The organism is Pseudoalteromonas ostreae (genome assembly GCF_018069805.1).
Taxonomy (GTDB): Bacteria; Pseudomonadota; Gammaproteobacteria; order Enterobacterales; family Alteromonadaceae; genus Pseudoalteromonas; species Pseudoalteromonas ostreae.
This window is the reverse complement of sequence record NZ_JAGPYN010000004.1, coordinates 19,809-45,410: the sequence shown is the minus strand read 5'-3', so window position 1 is coordinate 45,410 and position 25,602 is coordinate 19,809. Positions and strand designations below refer to the sequence as shown.

Annotated in this window: 26 protein-coding genes and 1 tRNA gene; 15 read left to right on the top strand and 12 right to left on the bottom strand. The window is 41.1% G+C overall.

All coding sequences use genetic code 11. The annotated features are described in order from the left end of the window. Positions 1 to 6 precede the first annotated feature (6 nt). The 7 genes from miaA to J7338_RS04090 all read left to right on the top strand — a co-directional run bounded on the left by miaA (position 7) and on the right by J7338_RS04090 (position 7,022). Positions 7 to 924, top strand: coding sequence for a tRNA (adenosine(37)-N6)-dimethylallyltransferase MiaA (gene miaA, locus J7338_RS04120; RefSeq protein ID WP_210795880.1), 918 nt, complete (start codon positions 7 to 9; stop codon positions 922 to 924). A 79-nt stretch (positions 925 to 1,003) separates the two neighbouring features. After that, a complete protein-coding gene (gene hfq, locus J7338_RS04115; protein ID WP_064668197.1) occupies positions 1,004 to 1,267 on the top strand; it encodes an RNA chaperone Hfq in 264 nt (87 codons plus the stop codon). A 16-nt stretch (positions 1,268 to 1,283) separates the two neighbouring features. Then, complete coding sequence (gene hflX / locus J7338_RS04110; protein ID WP_210795879.1) at positions 1,284 to 2,567, top strand: ribosome rescue GTPase HflX; 1,284 nt, start codon at positions 1,284 to 1,286, stop codon at positions 2,565 to 2,567. A 106-nt stretch (positions 2,568 to 2,673) separates the two neighbouring features. Next, positions 2,674 to 3,837 (top strand): FtsH protease activity modulator HflK, encoded by a 1,164-nt coding sequence (hflK, locus tag J7338_RS04105; RefSeq protein ID WP_210795878.1) that lies wholly within the window; start codon positions 2,674 to 2,676, stop codon positions 3,835 to 3,837. Between the two features lie 5 nt (positions 3,838 to 3,842). Beyond that, complete coding sequence (gene hflC, locus J7338_RS04100) at positions 3,843 to 4,721, top strand: protease modulator HflC (RefSeq protein ID WP_149980500.1); 879 nt, start codon at positions 3,843 to 3,845, stop codon at positions 4,719 to 4,721. A gap of 217 nt (positions 4,722 to 4,938) precedes the next feature. Continuing rightward, a complete protein-coding gene (locus J7338_RS04095; RefSeq protein ID WP_210795877.1) occupies positions 4,939 to 6,252 on the top strand; it encodes an adenylosuccinate synthase in 1,314 nt (437 codons plus the stop codon). Between the two features lie 146 nt (positions 6,253 to 6,398). Next, a complete protein-coding gene (locus J7338_RS04090; RefSeq protein WP_210795876.1) occupies positions 6,399 to 7,022 on the top strand; it encodes a tetratricopeptide repeat protein in 624 nt (207 codons plus the stop codon). 66 nt (positions 7,023 to 7,088) lie between these two features. Here the strand turns inward: J7338_RS04090 and J7338_RS04085 are convergent, their stop codons facing one another. Beyond that, positions 7,089 to 8,951 carry a cation:proton antiporter gene (locus J7338_RS04085; RefSeq protein WP_210795874.1) on the bottom strand — a complete coding sequence of 621 codons (1,863 nt, stop codon included), beginning with the start codon at positions 8,949 to 8,951 and terminating at the stop codon, positions 7,089 to 7,091. A 912-nt stretch (positions 8,952 to 9,863) separates the two neighbouring features. Between J7338_RS04085 and proB the strand changes: the two genes are divergently transcribed. Together proB and J7338_RS04075 are read left to right on the top strand one after the other, a co-directional pair. Then, on the top strand, positions 9,864 to 10,970 hold the full coding sequence (gene proB / locus J7338_RS04080) for a glutamate 5-kinase (RefSeq protein WP_210795872.1): 1,107 nt from the start codon (positions 9,864 to 9,866) through the stop codon (positions 10,968 to 10,970). After that, positions 10,967 to 12,214 (top strand): glutamate-5-semialdehyde dehydrogenase, encoded by a 1,248-nt coding sequence (locus J7338_RS04075; RefSeq protein WP_210795870.1) that lies wholly within the window; start codon positions 10,967 to 10,969, stop codon positions 12,212 to 12,214. The genes proB and J7338_RS04075 overlap by 4 nt, the downstream gene beginning before the upstream one ends. Before the next feature lie 184 nt (positions 12,215 to 12,398). Here J7338_RS04075 and J7338_RS04070 read toward each other — a convergent pair. Further along, positions 12,399 to 12,474: transfer RNA gene (locus J7338_RS04070), tRNA-Ala, on the bottom strand. A gap of 174 nt (positions 12,475 to 12,648) precedes the next feature. Between J7338_RS04070 and J7338_RS04065 the strand changes: the two genes are divergently transcribed. Together J7338_RS04065 and J7338_RS04060 are read left to right on the top strand one after the other, a co-directional pair. Next, positions 12,649 to 13,038 carry a hypothetical protein gene (locus J7338_RS04065; RefSeq protein ID WP_210795868.1) on the top strand — a complete coding sequence of 130 codons (390 nt, stop codon included), beginning with the start codon at positions 12,649 to 12,651 and terminating at the stop codon, positions 13,036 to 13,038. After that, positions 13,039 to 13,539, top strand: a complete 501-nt coding sequence (locus J7338_RS04060; protein WP_210795866.1) for a prolyl-tRNA synthetase associated domain-containing protein — start codon at positions 13,039 to 13,041, stop codon at positions 13,537 to 13,539. On the opposite strand, the gene J7338_RS04055 is transcribed toward J7338_RS04060, so the two are convergent. Then, positions 13,506 to 14,648, bottom strand: a complete 1,143-nt coding sequence (locus tag J7338_RS04055) for an MFS transporter (RefSeq protein WP_210795864.1) — start codon at positions 14,646 to 14,648, stop codon at positions 13,506 to 13,508. The two genes, J7338_RS04060 and J7338_RS04055, sit on opposite strands and share 34 nt — an antisense overlap. A gap of 222 nt (positions 14,649 to 14,870) precedes the next feature. On the opposite strand from J7338_RS04055, the gene J7338_RS04050 reads away from it, so the two are divergent. From J7338_RS04050 to J7338_RS04035, 4 genes are all read left to right on the top strand, one after another. Continuing rightward, entirely contained in the window at positions 14,871 to 15,410 is a 540-nt protein-coding gene (locus J7338_RS04050) for a DUF2058 domain-containing protein (protein WP_149980503.1), read from the top strand. Positions 15,411 to 15,552: 142 nt separating this feature from the next. After that, on the top strand, positions 15,553 to 15,876 hold the full coding sequence (locus J7338_RS04045) for a c-type cytochrome (protein WP_210795862.1): 324 nt from the start codon (positions 15,553 to 15,555) through the stop codon (positions 15,874 to 15,876). Between the two features lie 159 nt (positions 15,877 to 16,035). After that, the gene (locus J7338_RS04040; protein ID WP_210795860.1) at positions 16,036 to 16,803 is read left to right on the top strand and encodes a class II aldolase/adducin family protein; all 768 of its coding nucleotides are present in this window, start codon (positions 16,036 to 16,038) and stop codon (positions 16,801 to 16,803) included. Positions 16,804 to 16,831: 28 nt separating this feature from the next. Beyond that, on the top strand, positions 16,832 to 18,007 hold the full coding sequence (locus J7338_RS04035; RefSeq protein ID WP_210795858.1) for a mandelate racemase/muconate lactonizing enzyme family protein: 1,176 nt from the start codon (positions 16,832 to 16,834) through the stop codon (positions 18,005 to 18,007). 128 nt (positions 18,008 to 18,135) lie between these two features. Here the strand turns inward: J7338_RS04035 and J7338_RS04030 are convergent, their stop codons facing one another. The 9 genes from J7338_RS04030 to zapB all read right to left on the bottom strand — a co-directional run bounded on the left by J7338_RS04030 (position 18,136) and on the right by zapB (position 25,504). Further along, positions 18,136 to 18,513, bottom strand: coding sequence for a hypothetical protein (locus J7338_RS04030; RefSeq protein WP_210795856.1), 378 nt, complete (start codon positions 18,511 to 18,513; stop codon positions 18,136 to 18,138). A gap of 18 nt (positions 18,514 to 18,531) precedes the next feature. Continuing rightward, positions 18,532 to 20,109 carry a S41 family peptidase gene (locus J7338_RS04025; RefSeq protein ID WP_210795854.1) on the bottom strand — a complete coding sequence of 526 codons (1,578 nt, stop codon included), beginning with the start codon at positions 20,107 to 20,109 and terminating at the stop codon, positions 18,532 to 18,534. Between the two features lie 50 nt (positions 20,110 to 20,159). Then, entirely contained in the window at positions 20,160 to 21,002 is an 843-nt protein-coding gene (locus J7338_RS04020; RefSeq protein ID WP_210795852.1) for an amidohydrolase family protein, read from the bottom strand. Then, positions 20,999 to 21,727, bottom strand: a complete 729-nt coding sequence (locus J7338_RS04015; RefSeq protein WP_210795850.1) for an SDR family NAD(P)-dependent oxidoreductase — start codon at positions 21,725 to 21,727, stop codon at positions 20,999 to 21,001. Before J7338_RS04015 ends, J7338_RS04020 begins: the two co-directional genes overlap by 4 nt. Before the next feature lie 9 nt (positions 21,728 to 21,736). Next, positions 21,737 to 22,225 carry an FKBP-type peptidyl-prolyl cis-trans isomerase gene (locus tag J7338_RS04010; protein ID WP_182732172.1) on the bottom strand — a complete coding sequence of 163 codons (489 nt, stop codon included), beginning with the start codon at positions 22,223 to 22,225 and terminating at the stop codon, positions 21,737 to 21,739. A gap of 76 nt (positions 22,226 to 22,301) precedes the next feature. Next, positions 22,302 to 23,792 carry a LysM peptidoglycan-binding domain-containing protein gene (locus tag J7338_RS04005; protein ID WP_210795849.1) on the bottom strand — a complete coding sequence of 497 codons (1,491 nt, stop codon included), beginning with the start codon at positions 23,790 to 23,792 and terminating at the stop codon, positions 22,302 to 22,304. Positions 23,793 to 23,846: 54 nt separating this feature from the next. Continuing rightward, a complete protein-coding gene (locus tag J7338_RS04000) occupies positions 23,847 to 24,866 on the bottom strand; it encodes an MBL fold metallo-hydrolase (protein WP_210795847.1) in 1,020 nt (339 codons plus the stop codon). Between the two features lie 108 nt (positions 24,867 to 24,974). Continuing rightward, entirely contained in the window at positions 24,975 to 25,274 is a 300-nt protein-coding gene (locus J7338_RS03995; protein ID WP_149980511.1) for a cell division protein ZapA, read from the bottom strand. Beyond that, positions 25,274 to 25,504: a cell division protein ZapB gene (gene zapB, locus J7338_RS03990; protein ID WP_145238165.1), complete on the bottom strand. Its 231-nt coding sequence runs from the start codon at positions 25,502 to 25,504 to the stop codon at positions 25,274 to 25,276. Before zapB ends, J7338_RS03995 begins: the two co-directional genes overlap by 1 nt. Between the last annotated feature and the right edge of the window lie 98 nt (positions 25,505 to 25,602).

Genomic DNA, 25,602 nt, shown 5'->3' with positions numbered 1-25,602 from the left:
TTTGAGTTGAATAATTTACCTGTCATTTTTTTAATGGGTCCAACCGCTGCCGGGAAAACAGCGTTAGCTATTGATTTATGTCAGCATTTAAAAACTGAAATAATCAGCGTCGATTCAGCTTTAGTGTATAAAGATATGAATATCGGCACAGCAAAACCGGATGCAGCAGAGCTTGCACTTGCGCCACATCACTTAATTGACCTAATTGACCCCAGCGAAAGTTACTCTGTGGCGGATTTTCGTCGTGATGCGATTGAAAAGATTGACCAATTTCACCAACAAGGTAAAGTGCCAATATTAGTTGGTGGTACAATGATGTACTTTAAGGCATTAATTGATGGGTTATCGCCATTACCTGAAGCTTGTTCAATTATTAGGGCTGAGCTTGAGCAGCAAGCTAACTTGCATGGTTGGCCTGCACTTTATAGAGAACTTGCAACCATTGATCCGCAAGCAGCACTGAAAATGAGCGAAAATGACTCGCAACGCATCAATCGTGCGTTAGAAGTTTACCGGTTAACGGGTAAAACGATGACTGAGCTGCAAAAAAGTAAGCAACCAAGTTTACCTTATACGTTCCATCAATTTGCTATAGCACCGAATGATCGCGCTGATTTGCATGAACGTATAGCACAAAGATTTAAAATAATGCTTGAGCAGGGGTTTGAAAATGAAGTTTCATCCCTATATCAACGTAAGGATTTACACCCTAACTTACCTTCCATTCGTTGCGTGGGTTATAGACAGATGTGGGATTACATTGCTGGCGAGATTGATTACGATGAAATGGTCTTTCGCGGTATTGCAGCAACACGACAGCTTGCTAAGCGTCAATTGACGTGGCTAAGAGGTTGGCCCGATGTAACGTGGTTAACAACGGGTGATGAAGAAAACTTGCAACGTGTTGTAAGTTCGCTAAGCTAGTAGTAGTTGAAATTTTTTAGCTTTGTTAAATGAGTTCAGCCACTTAATTATAATAACACCTAGAACGAAGGAAAATAACATGGCAAAAGGCCAATCGTTACAAGACCCATTTTTGAATGCGTTACGTCGTGAGCGTATTCCAGTATCAATCTTTTTGGTTAATGGCATCAAACTACAAGGTAAGATCCAGTCATTTGACCAATTTGTTATTTTACTCGAAAACACCGTAAATCAAATGGTGTATAAACATGCGATTTCTACTGTAGTTCCTGCTCGCGCTGTTAACTTCCAAGGTATTCAAGGAAGCGAAGATGGTGAAGAGCCTGAAGCTGGAAATTTTTAAATTAGGAGCATAATGTTTGTTTGACCGTTATGAAGCCGGCGAACAGGCAGTCTTAGTTCATATCGACTTTCCAAAAGAAGGGGATCGTGAAGATCTTCATGAATTAGAAATGTTGGTATCTTCTGCTGGTGTTAGCAGTTTGGCGGTTGTGCAAGGCAGCCGTCAAGCACCACATCCGAAACTATTCGTCGGTACCGGAAAGGCTGAAGAAATCGCTGAGATTGTCAAAATCCACAACGCAGATGTCGTCATTTTTAATCATCAACTCAGACCGTCACAAGAACGTAATTTAGAGCGCGTTTGCCAATGTCGTGTACTTGATAGAACGACGCTGATCCTTGATATTTTTGCGCAACGTGCACGTACCCATGAAGGTAAATTGCAGGTTGAACTAGCGCAACTGCGTCATATGTCAACTCGCTTGATCCGCGGGTGGACGCATCTTGAGCGCCAAAAAGGCGGTATTGGTTTGCGCGGGCCAGGTGAAACTCAGCTAGAAACAGATCGACGTTTATTGCGAGTTCGTATTCAAAGTATTCGCGCGCGTTTAGAAAAAGTGGCAGTGCAGCGCGAGCAGGGTCGTCGTGCACGTAACCGCAATGAAATTCCAACCGTTTCGCTTGTTGGTTATACAAACGCGGGAAAATCGACGTTATTTAATCGCATTACCAACTCTAATGTTTATGCTGCCGATCAGTTATTTGCGACCTTAGATCCCACTTTACGTAAACTCGAGATTGAAGATGTTGGCGCGATTATTTTAGCCGATACAGTAGGCTTTATTCGTCATTTGCCTCATGATTTAGTGGCTGCATTTAAAGCAACCTTAACAGAAACCCGAGAAGCTGATTTGCAGCTTCATGTGGTTGATGTAGCTGATCATCGTCGCAAAGAGAATATAGAACAGGTACAATCGGTTCTTAAAGAAATTGAAGCGGATGAAGTTCCGCAATTGTTGGTATACAACAAAATTGATGCGCTAGAAGATATTGAGCCGCGTATTGACCGTGACGATGAGGGCATGCCGATCCGAGTTTGGTTGTCGGCCCACAGCGGTGCAGGGTGCGAATTATTATCACAGGCTATCAGTGAGCTGTTAGCAAAGAAAATGTTTGTTCACACGCTTAAATTAGCGCCGCAGTTTGGCCGTTTACGTGCCGCGTTGTTCAATTTAAGTGCTGTGCATCAAGAAGACTTTGATGAACAGGGTCATTGGTTACTTGCTACTCGACTGCCTATGGTAGAGTGGAACCGTTTAAGAAAAGAGTTTGGTTCTGAAATCGACGCTTTTATTTCGTAATCCGAAAAAACTATCGCAGAATGTCATTTTTAGTATGAGAACAGCGGTATTTTTGTTAGATTTAACGTAATTACCTAAATTATTTAGATAACAATGGAGTATAGCTATGGCCTGGAATGAACCGGGTAATAATGGCAATGACAAAGATCCGTGGAACAAAAAAGGCGGACGTGATCAAGGCCCACCTGATTTAGACGAGGTGTTTCGCAAGTTCAGCGGCAAGTTTGGCGGCTTATTTGGCGGTAATAAATCCGGCAATGGCGGCGGACTTGGTGGAGCTGGTCTTTCATTTGTATTGATCATTGCAGCAATTGTATGGGCATTGAGCGGTATTTATACAGTGAAAGAAGCAGAGCGCGGCATCGTTTTACATTTTGGTCAATTTGACCGCATTGCAGATCCAGGTCTGCGTTGGAAAATGACGTTTATTGAAACGGTAATCCCAGTGGATATTGAAGCAGTTCGTTCATTATCGACATCTGGTTTTATGCTCACAGAAGATGAAAACGTGGTAAGCGTTGAGTTTCAGGTGCAATACCGTGTAATTGACCCTTTTCTATACAAATTTAGTGTAACTAATGCTGATTCTAGCTTAGAAGAAGCGCTAGAGAGTGCACTGCGTTATGTTGTTGGTCATTCAAAAATGGACCAAGTATTAACGAATGGCCGTGAGGTTGTGCGTCAAAATACGTGGGATGAACTGAATAAAATCGTCGAACCGTATAACTTAGGTTTGATCGTAACTGACGTTAACTTTAAAGATTCACGCCCACCGGCTGAAGTTAAAGACGCGTTTGATGATGCCATTGCTGCACAGGAAGATGAACAGCGTTTTATTCGTGAAGCTGAAGCATACGCGCGTGAAATTGAACCGCGTGCTCGTGGTCAAGTTACCCGTATGACGCAAGAAGCAGAAGGTTATGGCGAGCGTATTATTTTAGAAGCACAAGGTGAGGTGGCGCGTTTTGAAAAGCTATTACCTGAATATCAAGCTGCTAAAAAAGTAACCCGTGAACGTTTATATATCGATGCCATGGAAGAAGTACTCGGTAATAGCTCAAAAGTGTTAGTTGATGTTAAAGGCGGTAATAACATGATGTATTTACCACTTGATAAAATCATGGATAAGCAAGGGAACGCAACCCGTGTTGCATTGCCTAGCTCAAGTGATATTAACGACTTACGCAATAAAGTTAATACATCGCGCAATAGCACTGTGAACTCAAGTTCAGACCGCTTTGGCGCTGATCGCTTTAACGACGGGAGATAAGCGCAATGAAAAACTTTAGTTTAGTTATATTATTAGCGGCCGTTGTGTTGTCGTTTTCGTCAGTATTTGTAGTACCTGAAGGGCAAAAAGCAATTGTTATGCTATTCAGTAAAGTGCAAAAAGACAGTGATGATAAAGCAATTGTTTATGGCCCTGGCTTGCAATTCAAAGTGCCTTTCTTTAGCCAAGTACGCCGTATTGATGCGCGTATTCAAACTTTAGATGGTACGCCTGATCGTTTTGTTACTAGCGAGAAAAAAGACTTAATCGTTGATTCTTACGTTAAATGGCGTGTTAGTGATTTTAGTGCTTTTTACTTACGTGCCCGTGGTGATAAGCAATATGCTGAAGCGCTACTTAAGCAAAAAGTAAATAATGGTCTACGTACTAACTTTGGTTCACGTACTATCCGTGAGATTGTTTCGGGTGAACGTAGCGAGTTAATGGAAGAAGCATTAGTTCAAGCGTCTGAAAGTGCTCAAGAGCTAGGTATTGAAGTACTTGATGTACGAGTTAAGCAAATCAATTTACCGTCAGAAGTGAGTAATTCGATTTACCAACGTATGCGTGCAGAGCGTACTGCTGTTGCTAAAGAGCATCGCTCTGAAGGTCAAGAGAAAGCCGAAACAATCCGCGCAGACATTGATCGTCGTGTCACGGTAATGCTTGCTGATGCTGAGCGTAATGCCCGTACCGTTCGTGGTGAAGGCGATGCAAAAGCGGCAGCTATTTATGCTAATGCGTATAATAAAGATGCTGAATTCTTTGGTTTTGTGCGTTCATTAGAGGCTTATAAAAAGACCTTTAAAGATAAGCAAGACGTGATGGTATTATCACCAGACAGTGACTTCTTTAGGTATATGAAAGGTGCTGCTGCGCAGTAATCTTTTCCTATATCTAACACAAATCCAAACCCTGTGTATGCAGGGTTTTTCTTTTAGTAAGACAGATTATTGTGAATAACTTAAAGTTATTCAACCAGTTAATTTTTATTGCAAAGGGCGTTGTGCTACTGCGCAGAAAAAATAACCTAAACGGGGGTGATCTTTTCCCTCATTATCTGGTAAAATCTCGTCCTAATTTTTTCTAAGTGAATTTACAATGGGTAAAAACGTTGTTGTATTAGGCACCCAATGGGGTGACGAAGGGAAGGGTAAGGTAGTTGACCTCCTTACAGACAAAGCATCTTTAGTAGTTCGTTACCAAGGTGGCCATAACGCAGGTCACACTTTAGTTATCGGCGGTGAAAAGACGGTTTTACACCTTATTCCATCGGGTGTATTACGTGACAATGTTAAGTGTGTGATTGGTAATGGTGTTGTAGTCTCACCTGAAGCGCTAATGAAAGAAATTGGCATGCTTGAAGAACGCGGCGTACCAGTACGCGAGCGTTTATTAATAAGCGAAGCATGCCCGCTAATTTTGCCTTTCCACATCGCATTAGATGTAGCTCGTGAAAAAGCACGCGGCAATAAAGCGATTGGTACTACAGGTCGTGGTATTGGTCCAGCGTATGAAGATAAAGTAGCTCGTCGCGGTCTGCGTATCGGTGACTTATTTAACCCTGAACTATTTGCTGCAAAACTTAAAGAAGTATTGGAATACCATAACTTCACGTTAGTTAACTACTACAAAGTAGATGCAGTTGATTTCCAACAGACTTTTGATGATGCAATGGCTGTTGCCGACATCCTTAAAGCAATGGTTGTTGATGTTACTGAATTACTTGATCAAACTCGTCTTGCTGGCGACAACATTTTGTTTGAAGGTGCGCAAGGTACATTACTTGATATTGATCACGGCACTTACCCGTATGTAACATCTTCAAACACCACTGCCGGTGGTGTTGCGACAGGTGCAGGTTTTGGTCCATTAAACCTTGATTACGTGTTAGGTATTATCAAAGCGTACACCACGCGTGTAGGTTCTGGTCCTTTCCCTACAGAGCTTTACGATGGTGTTGATAAGCAAGATGAAATAGGTAAGCACTTAGGTACAGTTGGCCATGAATTTGGTGCAACAACAGGTCGTCTACGCCGTACTGGTTGGTTAGATGCTGTGGCAATGCGCCGTGCAGTGCAAATTAACTCAATCACAGGTTTTTGCTTAACTAAACTAGATGTTTTAGATGGTTTGGAAACACTTAAAATTTGTACTGGTTACCAGCTTGAAGATGGCACAGTTACTAACGTAACACCACTTGCCGCTGAAGGTTATGAGAAAGTAACCCCAGTATATGAAGAAATGCCAGGTTGGTCTGAGAATACAGTAGGTGCGACCTCTGTTGAACAGTTACCACAAGCAGCTTTAGATTATATTAAGCGCATTGAAGAAATCACCGGTGTACCTGTTGATATTATTTCTACCGGCCCTGATCGTGTAGAAACTATGGTATTACGCAACCCGTTTGCATAATCACCAATAGTGCTAAAAAGCTGCCTAGTGCAGCTTTTTTTGTGTCTGGGGATAGTGTTTATAATAAATAAGCGTTTATAAATTTCATTATGGAACGATCTTTGTATAAACTTTAGCAAGATGGTTTTTAATTTAAAGTGACCTAAATGCGTTTGTTAACTTGTTTATCATTAGTGCCGTTATCGTTTTTACTGGCAAGCCACGCCAAGTCTGAAGAAACCATAGCTGCCGTGCCACTATATACAGAAACTGAGTTGCTCGCTTTGATCAATAGTAATACACACCTTGCGCGAGTAAAAGCAGATGACTGTCAGTTAGTACAAGATATTGAAGCACGAGCCAATAAAATGGCGCTGCCTTCATATCAATTTCTATATGGTGATATGCTTGCTTATGCGGTGTGTGTTGAGCGTAATGTAGAACTTGGTGTGTATTATATGCGCCAAGCCGCTCAGCAAGGCTTAGCGGCAGCATTAGAGCAACTCGGGCGATACTATGATACTGGGCGTTTAGTGCAAAAAGATAAAGCACTGGCTGTAACCTATCTGCGTGAAGCCTCATCACAAGGTAACTTAAAAGCACAATTACGTTTAGTTAATCTATTTAACCAAGGTTTTGGTAGTCCTCGTGATTATGAAGATGCTTACCGTTGGCTATTTCACGCCATGGTAGCTGATAAAGCAACCCATAAAAAAATAGAACGCTCACTAGCTCAATTGGCGCAAAAAATGCCCGATAGTGTAGTAGCACGTGCACGATTGCCATTGTAGGTTTGAGTTGATTAGTTAGCGAGTTGAAAGTAAAAGGGCTAGGTGCGATACCTAGCCCTTTTCGTTTTATTCTTTTATTTCTTTCGGTTCTTTGTTTTTACCATTGTTAGGATCTTTCAATACCGACATTTTTGGTGGCAGCATCGCGACAACACGTTCACCTTCTTGCGGTGGTTTTTCCATATTAATGGTAAATGGACGCAGTTTGATAAGGCTATCATCATCACTGTCTTTATCACCATTGAGAATAAATAACGGAATAGCATCGCTGTTCATCTCTTGGTATTTGCCCCAGTTAAACTCTTCAGAAATTCGCGTCACGCTTACCTTACCGCCTTTGGCAATTAGACTACTTAAACGTGCATAAGAGCCGCTGTCACCAAACAAAATTTGCCGAGATAAAAATGTCGCGCTGTCTTTGTTTGCTTTGGCGTGAGAGGTCGAAGAACGTAATGAAAAGACGTTCTTTTCATCCAATAAATGTGAAAAGTACTGCACACCTAATGCGTTATGATGGCGGTTTGGCGAAAGCGCCATTACGCTGCGTAGAGTGGTCAGGGGTAAGTAACGTTCGGCATGCTCTGATTGCGGGTTACCATAATAACACGGCAGTCCATCCATACGTGCCATGCGGCAGTTTTCCCAGGCTGGATCTGATAAGTGTACTGGAATATTTTGCTCCTTTAGCCCACAAGCAATGGCACGAGCGACATGGTTTGCACCAATGATCAAAATAGTATTCGGCGAAGGCTGACGAACACCTAATAGTTTCGCAATCGGGATCGCAGTTAAACTTTGCAGTACCACAGTGATAATGATAACGGTAAAAATCAGTGGCACCATTTTCTCGGCATCAGCAACGCCCGCTTCCATCATACTAATAGCAAAAACAGAGCCTACCGCTGCTGCGACAATACCGCGCGGAGCAATCCAAGCCAGTACTAAGCGAGATTTAATTGGTAGCTCAGTGCCGAAAGTGGAGATCGCAATACACAATGGGCGAGCGATAAATAATACGATAGCTAAAAAGATAAACACATCGGCATCAAGCATCATTAAATCAGCTAATTCTAAACGCGCAGCCAGCAAAATAAATAAGGTTGAAATTAAGATCATGGATAGATCTTCTTTAAACTCCAAAACAGAATCAATTTCTAAATCGTCTTGGTTTGCTAACCAAATACCAAATACAGTAACCGCTAATAGACCAGATTCATGGCTTAAATGATTTGAGACTGTAAAGCTAATAAGTACCAGCGCTAAGATGCCGAATTTATGTAATTCAAATGGCAACCATTCGCGGCGGATCAGTAGCGTTGTAAGCCAACCTGCGACCACACCAATAGATAAACCGACTCCTAAGGTTTTAAATAAGGCAATTACGGTATGAATAAATACTTCACCTTGACCCACCAGCATGACCGCTTCAAATACTAAAACTGCGAATAAAGCCCCAATTGGGTCAATAACGATGCCTTCCCAACGTAGTATACGGTCAATATCTTGGGTTGGCCGCATTGAGTTTAATAGCGGTGCTATAACTGTTGGGCCGGTAACAACCAATACTGCACCGAGTACCGCTGCTACGCGCCAGTTAAGCTCTAAAATCCAATAAGCACTGAGACTTATCACGATGCAAGTCGCAACCATGCCAATTGAGCATAAGTTACGGACTACCTTGCCAATGCCTTTGAGTTCTCGAAAGTGCAGAGTCAAAGAACCTTCAAATAAGATCACCGCAACACTGAGCGAGACCACTGGGAAGAGTAAATCACCAAGCAGTGCATCTGGATCAAGTAAACCTGTAGCAGGGCCAAGTAATAGGCCTGTAAGTAACAAAAATAAAATAGCTGGGACACGAAAACCCCATGCTATCCATTGGGCGAGAACCGAACATAGAGCGATCCCTGCGATATAAATAGCTGACATAGATGAAGTGTTCCTTATTTATTACAACAGTTAGGAGTAAAGCTTTCGATACTTATAATACAGGGGTATACACATGTATGTTAATTTTTCCTAGTAGAATTTTAGCTGTTTACGAACTTATTTGTAGAAGAAATGATAATTTATTGGTTTTTAAATATTTGAAACAAATTAAACTCTATTTAACTAACTGAATATTAATGCTTTTAAAATTAATTGGCCGCTATAATAAGCCGAATGTATAAAATATGGCCTTGATCTTTAGGCTGAGAATAGCGTAATATAGTTAGTGTTCAAACAATTAGTTATCTAATTAGTTACTTGTTAGGTCTAAGCAAATACATATAGTTATTTTTAAATTGCTTTAAATACCAGCAGTTTAAATAGAGGTTACTATATTTATATACTTAAAAATCAATTTTTTAATTGTTTTGAATACAGTTTGTACAATTTTACTCATTTTTAATAATCAGTTAGCTTGAACATAAATTACATCTATTGTGATTGATATTGTTTGAGTTGAACTATTATTTACTCAATATTTGACACCCATCGTGGTGAGCAAATCTCGGTCCTTGAGTCATCACCCTATCTGTTGGTGTACCAGACTTTAGAGGCTCTATGTATGTTGTTAATAAAAAAGCTTCACACAGCTTTTACAGCGATGCATAAACAACACTTTCTATTTACTCTATAACTGTTCAGTCTTAATGATTGAGCTAAAGTTATGCTATATCTAATGCACTTAGTTAATTAAGTGAGCGTTTTTGGCTGAGTGTTAAAAAGTGATTACTAAAGAAAGTGAGTAATGGTAAGTATAAATTGTTAACTCGTTACCTAGGCAGGCACTAGGAGAATGTTTTCATACTTATCCTATTTGGATAAGACACAGTTAAAATGGAAAGTTGAACACTTATGCAAAAGTTAAATTGGCGACGTATTGTATTAAAAGTAGGTAGCGCATTGATTGCACCTGATCAAGATGGTTGTCGCTCACGCTATTTGTTAACCATCGCTCAGTTTATTGTTCGTTGTCGTAGTCAAGGAATTGAAGTGATTTTAGTTTCGTCAGGCTCTGTTGCCGCTGGCGCACATTTATTTCCAGCGACACAAGAGCGCACCGTGGCGATGAAAAAAGCTATGGCTGCAGCGGGGCAAACAGAAATGATGGCTATGTGGGACCGTTTTTTTGATTTCCCATCGGCACAAATTTTATTAACTCATGGTGACCTACGTGACCGTGAGCGTTATGAGAGTATTAGAGAAACTGTTTTCACCTTGTTGGATCATGGTGTGCTGCCAATCATGAATGAAAATGATACGGTGACAACTGATGATTTAAAAGTCGGTGATAATGATAACTTATCGGCAATGGTCGCTGCTGCTGCAGATGCAGATGCATTGATGATTTTTTCAGATGTTGATGGGCTTTATGATAAAAACCCTAACCTGCACGACGATGCAATATTACTGCCTGAAATTAAATCAATTGATGAATCAATCTATGCTATGGCAGGATGTGCAACAAGTGCGGTTGGCACCGGTGGTATGAAAACGAAAATAGAAGCGGCTGAAAAAGCGACTTCACATGGCATTACTACTTATATCATTAATGGATTTAAAGAACAGACGTTTACAAAACTGCTGGAAGGTGAGAACCCAGGTACTATTTTTTTACCATACGAAAAACCGATGCAAGAAGCTGTTCACTGGATGACTCATACTGCAAGTGAGCAAGGTGAAGTCGTTGTCGCAGGTTCATATGATGAATCTTTAGAAGGTGAAACTGGCTGTATCCGTGGCGATGAAATTGTCGCAGTGCATGGTGAGTTTGCAATTGGCGATACCATTTTGGTACGTAGCAGCGACGGCACTCGATTAGCCAAAGCAACTGCAAATTACAGTAGTTGTTTATTGAATTTTATAGCTGATAACGAACAAAGCGAATTTAGCGACAAGATGCAAGATTCGATTGGTCCCGTTATTTCAGAGAAAGATATCGCATTATTGGAGAAGTCATGAGTTTAATTACAGATATTTCACGTCAGGCAGCAAAAGCGGCACATCAGTTAGCCTTACTCGATACCGAGACCAAAAATCAGGTGCTACTGGATATGGCTGCAGCATTACGCCAGCAAAAAGCATTTATTATTAAAGAAAACGAAAGTGATTTAGCCGCAGCCCGCGATAACAATCTAGCAGCCGCTATGATTGACCGTTTAACGCTCAATGATGAACGTATTGAAGCGATGGCAGAAGGCATTGAAGTGATTGTAAGCCTTGATGATCCAGTGGGTCAATTACGCGATATTACTGAACGTCCTAACGGGATTAAAATTCGTAAAATGCGCGTACCACTTGGTGTGGTATGTATGATTTATGAAGCGCGTCCAAATGTAACCGCTGATGCTGGAGCGTTATGCTTCAAATCAGGTAATGGGGTTATTTTACGTGGTGGTAAAGAGGCGCTTAAAAGCTCGCAAGCAATTGCTAGTGTCATGCATCAAGTATTAGAGCAGCATAATCTTCCTGCGGCGCTTATTTCAGTGATCCCAGATCCTGACCGTACTTTGTTAATGGAGCTAATGCAGCAACGTGACAGCATTGATTTAATCATTCCACGCGGCGGCGAAGGGCTAATTAACTTTGTAACTGATAACAGTACAATTCCTGTGATCCAGCATTTTAAAGGTGTGTGTCATTTATACGTTGATAAAGACGCTGACTTAGAGGTGGCGATTAACTTATTACTCAATGGTAAAACCCAGCGTACTGGCGTATGTAATGCACTAGAAGGTTTAGTCGTGCACCAAGATATTGCCGATGAGTTTTTAAACTTGTGTGCCGTTGTATTGCGCCAAGAAGGTGTAAAAATTAACGCCGATAGTCAAGCAGCGCAATATTTTGATAATGCAACAGTGCTAGCACCTGAACAGTTTGGTGAAGAGTACCTTGATTTAGAAATTGCCATTCGAGTAGTGCCAGACTTTGCCGGTGCGATTGAGCATATTGCACAATTTGGTTCAAACCATACCGAAGTAATTTGTACTAAAAATGACGCCGCAGCACAGTTGTTCCAACGCAGTGTCGATGCCTCAGTAGTGATGGTTAATACCTCATCACGCTTCTCTGACGGCTCGCAGTTAGGCTTAGGCGCTGAGATTGGTATCGCAACATCAAAATTACATGCTTATGGACCAATGGGTTTAGAGTCACTAACGACAGAGAAATACCTCGTCAATGGTGTAGGTCAAATTCGCGAATAATTGCTAACCGAATAACCTAATTAAAATGCCGAGTTATGCTCGGCATTTTTGATCGTAAACATAATGCAGCGCACAGCAAAAAAATAACAAGCGTAATATTAACATTTTTTTGATTATAATCAGAAGGATTTAAAAATAGAATTTGGCATGAGAGCCATAATGGTGAAACTGAAGAGTAGGAAAGTGGTGGAGCTAAGCAGGATCGAACTGCTGACCTCCTGCGTGCAAGGCAGGCGCTCTCCCAGCTGAGCTATAGCCCCACATTCCTAAAGTTACGAATTTCGTAACTCACTTGATATTCCCTTTCAAGCGGGACGAACTTTAATGAGATTTCTAAATTTGGTCAAGCATTTTTTATATATTTTGCGAATTTTCACGCAAGTAAGCTATTTTTGATAGACTAGCAGTCACTGGATAGTAAAAAGACTTTAAAAATGAAAAAATACGCATTGATCCTGCTCATTTTGCTTTGCGGGTGCGCAAGTCAAAATGAGCAACCGCCTTTTGAAATTAATAACAAGCAGTTACATACCAAGCTAGATGATCAAGGTAATAAAATTTTTGCCTATGTTGTGTCGGTTAAAGCAAATAGCCGAAAAAGTTTAAACATAGATCGACCACTTACTCGCAGTGAGTTTAAAAACTTTGCTGAACAAGAATATTTTGAAGAATCAAATAGCTTAAAATTAGAATTAGAAGATCAAGCTGTGCACTTATTAAAACAAGAGTTGCATGACAAAAAGTATTGTCGCAACGATAAATATGAGATAAATAAAGTGTTGTGGCGAGATTTAAGTGTACGCTTGATGGGGCGTTGTTTATAAATGTTAGCGGATAAAAGTAAATTAGCGGCGCTGTTAGCGCATTTAAATATCAATTATGACGTTATAGAGCACCCCGCATTACATAGTAGTCTTGCTGCAGATGAATTAATGGTGGAGCGGCCCGGAACGCGATTAAAAAACTTATTTTTACGTGATAACGAAGGTAAAAAGCATTTTTTGGTGATCACCGCACACGACAAGCAGTTAGACTTAAAATCACTGGCTAAATATCAAGGCTTGTCACGCTTAGGGTTTGCCTCCGATGAGCGCTTAGCACGCTTTTTAAAAGTCGCACCTGGATGTGTATCTATGCTTGCTCTGATGAATGATAAGCAAAATGATGTCACTTTATGGCTTGACCAAGACATATGGTTTGGTGATTTATTTCATTGTCATCCATTTGATAACACCCAAACATGGTTATTAAAAAAAGCCGATTTAGACGCTTTTTTTGCCACCACAGGGCATCAGCCTAAAGTGGTTTTTTTACCCGCTAGATAAGCCGAACTTACTAAAATTAATCCGCATATACTGACTAGTAATAACGAGGCCATAAATGCGATATGGCCAAGTTGTTGATATACCAAGCCTGGTACAAAAGAGCCTAAAGCCCCGCCACTATAATAAAACGACACATAAGCACCATTAGTGACACTCGGTGGTGCACTGCTTATTTTATTAACCAGCGGCGCTGCGGTTGAATGAATAATAAACATCGCGCCGCAAAAACCAGTGAATGCCAGTAAAAAAATCACTAATTGTGAGCTCATCAAAAATACTAGTGTAGTGCTGTAAAAAGTAAATATAGCAGACAATAAATGCCACGGTGAAATACTCTTTTTTAATAACCAAGGAGTCGCAATAGAGGCGAGGGCACCAATCAAGTAACCGCTATAAACTAAGCCGATATCACGGGTATTAGTAATTAAAAAAGTGTCTTGTAAAATGAACGGTAAATAATTTAATAACGCAGCAAAGCAAAAAAACATACAAAATACCGCACCATATAATTTTAATACCGCAGCATTCGCGAGCTGTTTTAAATAATTTAATGGTGAAAGAGTGCTGTTAACAATGGCTGTTCGGTTACGTGGAATACTTAGTGCAAAGCTAAGTAAACCTGCGGCAATAACAAAATAGAAGCCTTGCCAAGTCCATAAATCAGCAAAAATAGCCGCTAACACTCGGCCAAAGTAGCCCCCAGCAATTGTACTGCCAATATAGAAGGTCATATTTTTTTGCAAACTATCAGCTTGATAAGTGCTGCCTATGTAAGTGGTCATTGCGGTGAGTGCGGCAGGCAAGGTTAAACCTTGTAAAAATCGTAGTAACAGTAATAACTCAAAACTGGGGGCATAGGCAAAAGCAACACAGGTAACAGCTAGTACTAGCATCGCGTAGCGAAGAATTGTTAAAGGGTTACGTTTAGCTAGGAATAAGCCGTATACCAAAGGGGCAATCGCTAAAGGGAGCATAGTCGCAGTCATCAAGCTACCTGCGGTTGCAGGACTAACTGAAAATTGCTCTGCAAATAAGCTTAATAATGGCTGCGGTGCATAGAGCACGAAAAAGATAAACAGTGAGCAAATTAATAAATGACCGAACCGCATTTTATTGGCCCTACTACAAAAACCACAGCTTAACCTGATTGACATTAAATTCAACCTCAATGCGTTCTTTAAGTGATTACTTTTATTCTAAAAATAAGTATTTATTGCGCCAAATCAAGTTTCCAATCACAACACTTTGTTATATTAATAGCCACAGCACTATGATTTCTCTGCATTGACGATTAAAATAATCTTAATATCAGTTTTTAATGGAACAAAGCCATGGGTTCATTACAAGACCAATTGCTACAAGCAGGACTAACTACATCACATAAAGCTAAAGTTGCTAAAAGTGAAAAACGTAAGCAACAAAAAAAGCCAAAGAAAGGGGCGACTAGTAACCCTAGTGATTTGCAAAAGCATATTCAACAAACAAAGTTAGAACAGCAGAAAAAAGCAGAAGAATTAAATCAAGCTCGCCAAGGTGAGTTAAAACAACGTGAGCAAGTTGCCCGCGTGAAGCAAATATTAGAACATCATAACCAAGATTCGATTCGCGGTGAGCGGACTTTCAATTTTACTTACGAAAATAAAGTCAAAGAGCTCGACGTAAATGAACAAACGCAAAAAGCCTTGTCAGGTGGCCGACTGGCAATTTGTGTATTGGAAGGGCAGTTTTTTGTACTAGAAGATGAGCCAGCCCGTAAAGTGGCAGAAGTTGATGAAAAGTACATCGTGTTTCATGTGGAGCCTGAAGACAAAGGCAAAGATGCTGATGACCCTTATGCTGATTTTGAAGTACCAGATGATTTAGTCTGGTAGCCTAAGAGATGACTTAAACAGCGAGTTTGGTGCTCTACTTGGCGTATAAATTACGTACGTGTGTAATGTGCAAAGATCCGTTATTATGGTCTACAATTAAGCTAATAACTTTTATAAACCGTCAAAAAGAAGAGAAAATACAATGAGCAAGATAACAAAATTACTCTTAAGTGCAAGTCTCACTATGGTTGCTAGCATGTCATTTAACAGCATGGCTGCCGATGGTGCAGCGCTTTACACTGCAAAACTATGCCAGACTTGTCACGGTCCTGAAGGTAAAGCACCGATCATGGCAATGTACCCAAAATTAAACGGTCAGAACAAAGACTATTTAGTGGCGCAAATGAAAGACATAAAATCAGGTGCGCGTAACAATGGCATGACCGCAGCGATGAAAGCGATGGTTGCGAATGTATCTGAAGAAGAAATGGTTGCAATTGCCGATTACTTAGCAAACGTAAAGTAATTTTGCTGAGTGTGAGTTATCACTGGGCTCACAGAAAACAGCCACACCAATTTGGTGTGGCTTTTTTGTTTTAAATATTGATCATCCACGCACACTACTTTAGACTTCTATCCATCTATTTCGTGTTTTGCTTTTAACGCGTTTAAATAAGGCCTCATAATGTTTGAATTACCACAACTTAATTTAAAAAATAAAGTTTCGGCACAAGAATGGCAGTTACGAGTTGATTTAGCCGCCTGTTATCGGTTGGTTGAGCATTTTCGTTGGGGTGATTTGATTTACACGCATTTATCGGCGCGTTTGCCGGGCACTGATCATTATTTAGTGAATGCGTTTGGCCTCACATTTGATGAGGTAACAGCTTCTAACTTAGTCAAAGTGGACTTGGCTGGAAATATTTTGGATGACACGCCATTTGCAATCAATCCTGCTGGTTTTACGATTCATAGCGCGATTCATGAAGTGCGCGAAGATGCCCATTGTGTCATTCATTTACATACAAAAGAAACCATCGCCGTTGCCACGCAACAAAATGGCCTGCTGCCACTGAGTCAGTATTCAATGTTTTCACTGCCGTCATTGTCTTATCACGGCTATGAAGGCTTAGCAGTTAATAGCGATGAGAAGAAACGTTTACAAGACGATCTCGCTAATACAAATCATATGTTGCTAGTAAACCATGGCGGTTTAACTGTAGGGCCAACAGTGGGTGATGCGTTTATGCGTTTTTATGATTTGCAGCGTGCTTGTGAAATACAGCTGGCTTTACAAGCCAGTGGTCAAGCAGTTACACCAGTACCGCAAGCCATAATCGATAATATTTATAATCAAGCGAATGTAGTGCACAGCGGTAGTACCGGTGGGCAATTAGCTTGGCCTGCGATGTTACGTAAGGCTCATCGTCTTGACCCTAGTTTTGCAAAATAACCTAAGCCTTGGTTAATAAGGAATTGTCATGAAAGTTAATCGCGTTGAAGTGTTTGATATCCACTGTCCAGACAGACCTGCTTGGACTCCAGTATTTGTCCGTATTCATACTGATGAAGGTATTAGCGGGGTTGGCGAAGCAGGCCTTGCTTATGATTTAGGGCACAGTGCTGCTGCTGCTATGATCAAAGAAATGGCTGATGCTTTCTTAATTGGTCACGACCCATTTCAAACCGAAAAGTTGTGGTCGCGTATGTTGCGTGAAAGCTTTTGGGGGTTAGGTGGGGGGCCTGTAGTTTATGCCGCAATGAGTGCCATAGACACCGCTTTATGGGACATTAAGGGCAAAGCATTAGGCTTACCTGTGTATCAGTTGCTAGGCGGTAAAGTTAACGACAAGCTGCGTACTTATGCTTCGCAATTACAGTTTGATTGGGATGCTGATTTTAAAGCTCTGGTACATCCAAAAGAATACGCAGAAGCGGCGTTAAAAGCAGTGGCTGAAGGCTACGATGCCGTTAAAGTTGATCCGATCCAATATGATAAAGACGGCAATACCTATTACGACCGCACTAACATTATTTCACGTGCTGAAATGAAGCTATATCGCGCCCGTATGCAGGCAATTCGTGAAGCTGTTGGTGATGAAGTCGATATCATTTTTGAATGCCACAGTTTACCGGGTGTTACCTCTGCTATTCAAATCGGTGAAATCGCTAAAGAATTTGACTGTATGTTTTATGAAGAACCAGTTAACTACTTAAATCATTCGTTACATGCCAAAGTGGCAGATAAAGTATCAGTGCCAATTGCCGGTGGCGAGCGTTTATATAATCGTTGGGGTGTGCGCCCTTATTTAGAAGATCAAAGTATTAATGTATTACAGCCAGATATCGGTTTATGCGGTGGTTTTACTGAAACTAAAAAAGTGTGTGATTACGCTGATATTTTTGATGTGCGTATTCAGGCTCACGTCTGTGGTGGGCCAGTTGCAACCGCAGCATCATTACATTTAGAAACGGCTATTCCAAATTTCTTAATTCATGAGCATCACACTTATGCAATTAAAAAGTGGAACCGTGAGTTATGCTTGCAAGATCCACAGCCTAAAAATGGTTTCTTTGAAGTGTCTGAAGAGCCGGGTATTGGTATTGAACTTAACGACGAAATCGTGATGCGTTCACAACGCGTTGAGATCAAATAAAATCATAAGTTACGAGCTATGAGTAGCGAGCTAAATCCAGCTCGCTATTCATTAAGTTTATCTATTTTGACCTTTGCAAATTTAAAGCTATTTCTTACTAATTCAAAGCGTTAAAATTTTCCTAGCACCTAGATATCATTCACCTTACATTGTACATTCGGCAATGGCTCTGTGGCCTTACTATCTAAATGCCTAACAAAACAAAGCTCATTTTTGATCAGCAGCTCATAACGGTCAGGCATATTGAGTTGTTTGCCCATAATTGGGTTGCCAAGTTCATCGGTTTTAGTAACGTTATCTACTACCATTAAACTACGCTGCATAAATACATCATCAGCGACTGCAATATTCTCAGTACGCATCAGGCGAGCAATACCCTGTGCGATGAGTTCACTTTGTGGTTTGGTTAGTAGTGCATGTTGTAATTTGGGCGTTGCGGTTTCTGCTGTTGTACAGCCATATAGCAGTAATGCCGCTATTATGAATGATACTTTTTTGTTTAGCATTGTAGTGGCCTTAATAGCTTATTGCCTTGGTAATATTTTGTTTTGTTCAGCCAAAGTTGCTGCACGGCTGTCCTGTACGGCTGGTGTGTCACCAAAGCGTGCCGGTGCAAAACCTTGCTTACTGGCTATTGAACTGGCTGCTGGACAACTACCATTATCACGATAACCCAACGCGGCTTTGAGCACCGCTTCTTCAGGATCGCCTAACTGGTGGCTAAAGTCATCAGCAACGGCGCAACCGGCTATGCGCACTGGTAAGCGGGCATTGTCAGTGGTGTTTTGTGGCGCAAAACCATCTGAATATTCACCAAAACCTTTATTGTTTTCACCGGTAAATTGAATACTAAAGTAAGTTGTATCGCAGTTATCGGTGGGATAAAAACCGTATGGCTTTCCACAAGTACCAGAGCCAATTTGAATTACCTCAATATCTGCACCGCGTAAGCCATTTATAATTGCCTCACTGGCAGAGCAAGTGCTACTAGTGGTTAGTAAATAAACACGTTTTAAGTTAAGGCTCGGTAATGGAGTGCCAGCAACTAGAGCTGGATCATCAGCAAAGCCAACAAATTCATCGGTGAACATAACGGGCTCTAAGCGCTTCCCATCAATTGGATTAAAAATAGGGTGTTGATCGTTAAAAATGGTTTTTTCGAAAATTTTACCGTTGGTGTTAGCGGGGCCTGCGATCATATAAGCAACTTGACTGGCCATTTGTAAAAAACCACCGCCATTATAACGAATATCAATAATCAGATCAGTGACATTACTTGCTTTGAGATTATTAAAGGCATCATAAAGCGGTTTTTCAGCAATTGCATTGTGGCTATTAAATTGAAAGTAACCAACAGTGCCATCAGCTAAGGTCTTCACGTTTGTGACTGGCTTAGAAGTAATCGTTTGCGAGTTTAAAATAACTTCGCGGGTTTCATCGGTATTTATATCTTTGAATACGAAGGTAGTACTTTTACCGGTTTGAGTTGGATATAAACCCGCGTTGAGGATATCGACCTCTGCTTGCGTGCTGGCATTGATAAAATCAACACCATCGATTTCTAAAATCTCAAAGCCGCGGGCAATATTTTGCGCATTTGCAGGTGAATTGGGCTCTGTATAGCTGATCACACCTTGGCGCGGTGCCGTAGAGCTTATTAATTTAACGTTAAAACCATAGCCGAAGGTTACCCCTGATTGGCTTTGGGCTTTCCATTGTGCAGTCGGCAGGCTAGAGTGAAAGTTATCTTTATTTGCGCCTGACTCGGTAATTTTCTCTGTTTTTAGCAATTTAAAATATTCACTTACAGCAGGGGTAAGCGCTGGATCACGATCGATAATTTCGTCATACCAAAGGTAGGTTTCATTGCTCCATGAGCGCAGCCAGTGCTTTTCGTTTAATGCTTGGCATTGTTGATAAAAATTACTAGAGGGTTGAAATACACCTTGTGTCCAATTGATTTTGTTACTAGTGTCGCCATCACCATTGCTGTTATTGTCATTGTCGGTCATTGTACTACCGCCACCACAGCCAGAAAGAAGCGCTAGAAAAGAAACATTGAAAAGCCCAATAGTGAGCTTTTGAATAGAGGAAACAGCCATAGTGATGATCTATTTTTTATACAATATAAACTCAATATAGCGGTTTTTAATTAAACTTGGTAGCAGTGCTGCGCATTTTTGTAGCTAAGTTGTTGCCATACGCTATGAGTATTACACAGCTCAAAATGGTTTGACCAACGCTGTTGATAACTCGCGTTGATTTGACATACAGGGAAATTACTAGCAAACATAACGCGGTGCTGACCAAAGTGTTGCAGGATAAAGTTAAAACACTGCTGTTGCTGAGTTTGCAGCTGTGCGGTGAGCAGCTCAAAGCCTGAAAATTTAATCCAACAGTTAGGTAGTTGCGCTAATTGGCTGATCCCCTGTTGCCAAATTGACAGATTATTGGGTAAACCCGCATGGTTTATTATTAATTGTAAATGCGGAAGTTGTTGGCAGTAGTTGATTAGCTGTTGGGTAATCGTAAGCTTTTCAACTTCAAATTGAGCTTCAAATATCAGCTGCTTACTGGCTAATAGCGCTAAGTTATCCAGGCATGTAGCATGGCTTAAACGCATGGCATCAGCGCCTTCGGTGATATCTCTAATGCCCACTAAGCTTGGGTGTGATAAAGCAATAATTGCATTATTAAAATCATCGGGACGACTGTTAATATTGGCAAAGCTGATAGCTTTATAATTGTGGCCACTTAAGTGCTCAGCTAGCCAGTGCAGTTCATTGATGGGGTGCTGGTTATCAAAGCCTGCTTCAATGTGTACTAGGCCTGCAATTTCAAACTGACTTGTATGCTGTAATTGGTTAACACTTATGGGCGCTTTAATCGTATCTAAATTTGGCCAAGGCACAGGATTGTTACCTTGTAGCCAATCATATCGCCCTTGGACTAAATTAAAAAAGTGTACGTGAGGGTCAATAATACGTTCACTCATTGCGCGGTGTAACCACCGTCAATACTTTGCAAACTGCCAGTAATAAAGCTGGCATCATCACTGGCTAAAAACGTAACTAATGCAGCGACTTCATCAGCTTGGCCTAATCGACCAAGTGGCTGTAATGCGCCTTCTTCGGCAACTATAGTGGCTTTATCGGCGCCACTACGAGCACAATATGCGTCGATTGCATTATGAAAAAGTGGTGTTTCTATGGTGCCTGGGCACACTGCATTGGCGCGAATATTAAACTGGGCGTAATCCAGTGCAGTGGTTTTTGCCATTGAGGCTAACGCATGTTTGGTCAGGTTATACGCAAACGAGTTGTTTTTAGCTATGATGGCCTGATCTGAGGCAATTAAAATAATCGCCCCATTGCGTTGTGCTTTCATGCTTGGTAATACGCTTTGAATTGCCGCGTAGGCACCTTTAACATTAAGTGCAAACAAGCTATCGAAGGTTGCTTCGTCAGTGTCTTCAATTGTCGCGCTTAGATGACGGCCGGCATTCGATACCAACACATCTATACATTTGCCATTACTGGCAATCTTTGCAATAACTGTTTTTACTGCGCTGACATCACTAACATCGCAGTGGTGCCAAGTGCCTAAATCTGCAGGTTCTAGATCAAGGTTGTGTACTTGGAAACCATTATTTAGAAAACGCTTAACAACAGCACGGCCTATACCTTTACTGCCGCCTGTAACGATAGCAACCTTTGACATGGTATTTCCTTAGTGGTTGTGACCACAACCGCCTTCGCTATGGACATGGCCGTGTGATACTTCTTCGCTGGTTGCTTCACGTACGCTAAGTACTTGTACATCAAACGTGAGAGTTTTGCCTGCAAATGGGTGGTTTAAATCACAATCAGCATTGAAACGACCTACTTTCACGATCGTTACTTGATGACGGCCTTGATTAGAGCTAACCATTGCTGTCATACCTGGCTTCCATACTTTAGTGTCACCTTGCAGGTGTTTAAGAGGAATGCGTTGAATAAGATCATCAACACGTTCACCGTAAGATTCACTCGGTGTAAGTGTCACGCTGAAGCTATCGCCAGCAGCCTTGCCTTCAAGAGCTGTTTCAAGACCTGGAAGCATACCTTCCAAACCATGAATATAGGTTAGCGGCTCACTGCCAGTACTTGTTTCTAGTTGCTCGCCCGCTTCACTTAATGTGTAGTGAAATTCAACTGCCGAGTTTTTGCTAATTTGCATGCCGATCTCTTTAATTTTACTGGAATGAAAAGCTAATTTTACGCTAAATAAGCACGATTATAAACTACTGGTTCGGTTAGTGTGGTTGCTTTAAGGTTCTAGCAAGCTCTGAAAGTAAACCTTCGTCATGCAATTGTGATACGGCCTTTGTTGCTTGCGGCAAATGTAGCACCAGCTGCGTGCCTGGCGTTAAAATACTCGACGCATTAAGTTTATTCCACTGGGCTAAATCACTGTGCGGCACGTCATACAATTGGCTAATTCCCCAGATAGTATCACCAGGCTTTACCTGGTACTGGATTGCGATAGTGGGGATCGCTATTTCAGTTTGTTCAAGGTAAGGACTGATTTTATAATTGATAGTTAACGAGTCTGGCATGGTGCGAGGTTGGCCAACTATCAGTGCTTCACCAATACCGATTAAATTAGAGGTTTTGTTATTCATCGCTTTTAGTTTGTTAACTGATAATCCAAAACGACGGGCAATCGAGTACAAAGTATCATTTTTTTTCACTGTATATTCGCCAGTGAAATTATTTTTAAAGAACTGGCTGCTTAATAAGCTTTGCTGTTGCAGTGGTAGTAATAAAGTATGAGGACCATTAGGTGAGCTTTGGTTTTTTAAATAGCCAGGATTGAGTTTGTGTAGTTGGCTGCGACCAATACCAGATAAATTGGCGATCACCGAAAAATCAAATTGCTGGCCAACGTTAAGCTCAGTTGTAAGGGCTTTGTTGGCAAGTTTAGGGCGGTATAATCCGCGCTGAGGGTTTTGTATTAAGTAGCTTAATGCCATTAGCTTTGGCACGTATTCAGAGGTTTCTTTGGGTAATTTCAACGACCAGTAATCAGTGCTTTTGCCGCGCTTTTTATTTTCTGCGATGGCGCGCTTTACACGTCCTTCGCCACTATTATAAGCCGCTAATGCATGTAGCCAGTCGCCATCAAAGCGCTTATGTAAATACTCTAAATAGGCCAAAGCGGCATCTGTTGAAGCGGGAACATCTTTGCGCCCGTCATACCATTGATCTGATTTTATGCCGAAGTGATGAGCCGTCGCACCGACTAATTGCCATACCCCAACAGCTTGTTCTGAGGAGCTAATAGTCGGGCGAAAGTCACTTTCTACAAAAGGCAATAAAGCTAATTCCATGGGTAACTTACGTTGCTCTATTTTACTAACAATATGATAAAGATAAGGCGCAGCCCGGGCACTGACAACCTGTAAGTATTTTGGTTGCTTGGTATACCAGGTAATCCGTTTATTTAGTGCTTTGTTTAGGTAAATTTGAATGGTTAAGTTGTCGGCTATATGTCGCCATAAATCTTTATTGCGAGTGTGCGCTTGAGGTGATGTAGCGGCTTGTTGCGCTGGAGCTGTTAATGTTATTTTTTGTTTTTTATGCTTGGTATCTGTGGGCTGTGCTGAGCTATTTGATGACGGTTTAACGTGATTAAAAATAACCGGAGCTTGCACAGTATCACTTGGCGCTGAATGTGGCTCAGTTGTTTGGCAACCGGATAGTAAAATTAAAGTCACAAACAGGGCTAAGAGGTAACTGCGCATAAACATCACTAAATTAATATCCTTTTAAAAGTCTAGCACATCCACGTGCGAGCGCTATTTTGACTGTTTAACTCGTTTAAGTCCAGCCTCTAGAAACAGCGGGTAAGCTTTTCGTGCTATCTCATCAACTTGGTAGTCTTTCGCAAACTGCTGATTAAAGCTTTGCTGTAATTGCACTAAATCTTGCTCTGGATAGTTTGTTACATGCTGTTGTATCGCGTGCAAAAAGTTTAATGGTTGCTGTAAATCGTCTCGTTTTAGTACGCTTCCGTGGCCAGGCAGGATTATCTTGATGCGCTGATCTGAGTGAAGTTGTGTGAGTATTTGCAACCAGTTATTAAAATTACCATGGCCGGGATAAGGTAGCCAATCAACCACATCAGCACCGACTAAAATGCGATGATTTTCGGCGCTGAGAGTTAAATCAACATTAGTATGGGCTTGGTGTGCGTTAATCGTGACTGGGTAGTTGCCAAGTTCAATGGTTAAGCTATCAACAACGTAAGTTTGTGGTGGTTGTAGTTGATATTGGCGCCATCGTAATAATCGCTGCTTAGCTAAGTTGAGTTTGTTTTGCCAGTGCTGTTGTTGCGCTTCGGGCTGCTGGGCTAAACGCTGTAAACTCAATTCGATACTTTTTTCATAACTATCAAGTTTATTAGTATAGGTTTGTTGGAGTTGACTAAATTCAGTAGCAAGCTGTTGATGGACAATTAATTGAGCATCGGGGAAATGATGCTGCAAAATAGCCATGCCCAGTAAATGGTCGTCGTGGAAGTGACTAGCAACTAAGTAACACAAGGGGGTTTTTAAGGTGCTTTTTAGTTGCTTAACGGTTGCTTCAACAGCGGCAAAGTCGCCACTGGCATCAAACATTAGCGCGCATTTATCACCTTCAATGAGCACTTGGTTTGAGTCATAAAAGCGTAGGGCTCGTTGCTGCTCTAAAAATTGTACGTTAGGGGAGATTGTTTGCCACTGTGTTGCTGCAACAGCAGAGCGGGGTGCAACAAGACTAAAGCTTAGCAATAAAAGTGCAGTTAACTGAGTGGGGATATAAAAAGGGTGAGTCATAACAGTATTGCCAAAATAGAGAAAATAAAATAGGCAAGTTAGCTGATTTTGTTTTTAATTGATACTGGAATCCACGAGATAATAAAAAAAGCGCGAGTGCGCTTTTTTTTATTCGGCTGACGATTGCCCTAAGTAAGCACTGAGCTTATCGATGAGTTGATCCTGCTGCTGTTGGGTAACGCTTTGCTGTGTTTTTGCTTCGAGTAACTCATGGCTAATATTCAAGGCTGCCATTAATAAGGCTTTTTGATCATTGCGCACTGTTGAGCGCTGCTTCATTTGATCAACCAAATCATTTAAGTATTTGGCTGATGCAATGAGTGCATCCTCTTGCCCAGCTGGGCAAGCAAATTGCTGCTCTTTACCAAGCAACTCAACTGTGACTCGCTGGTTTTGCAGCTCAGACATTAGTTAGCCTGTTGGGCGCTTTGTAGCTTCTCAAGTAAACCCGTTAAAGTTGTGCTGGTGTCTTTTTGTTTTTCTTCACTTTCAAGTACTTCAAGTTGAAGAATTTCATTTTCATCGATTAGCTTACTATTTTTATCTTTAAGCTCGCTAACCTGAGTTTGTAGCTGTGAATTTTGGCTAATTAATTGGTCGATCAATTGTTCTAGTTGAGAAAGGGTATCGTTATTCATAAAGGCGCTCATAAAACTGTGATTATTGTCATGCAAATGTAAAGCAAAGTTGCTTTATATGCCAGCATTTACGTGTGTTTTGGCTGATTTTTATTTAA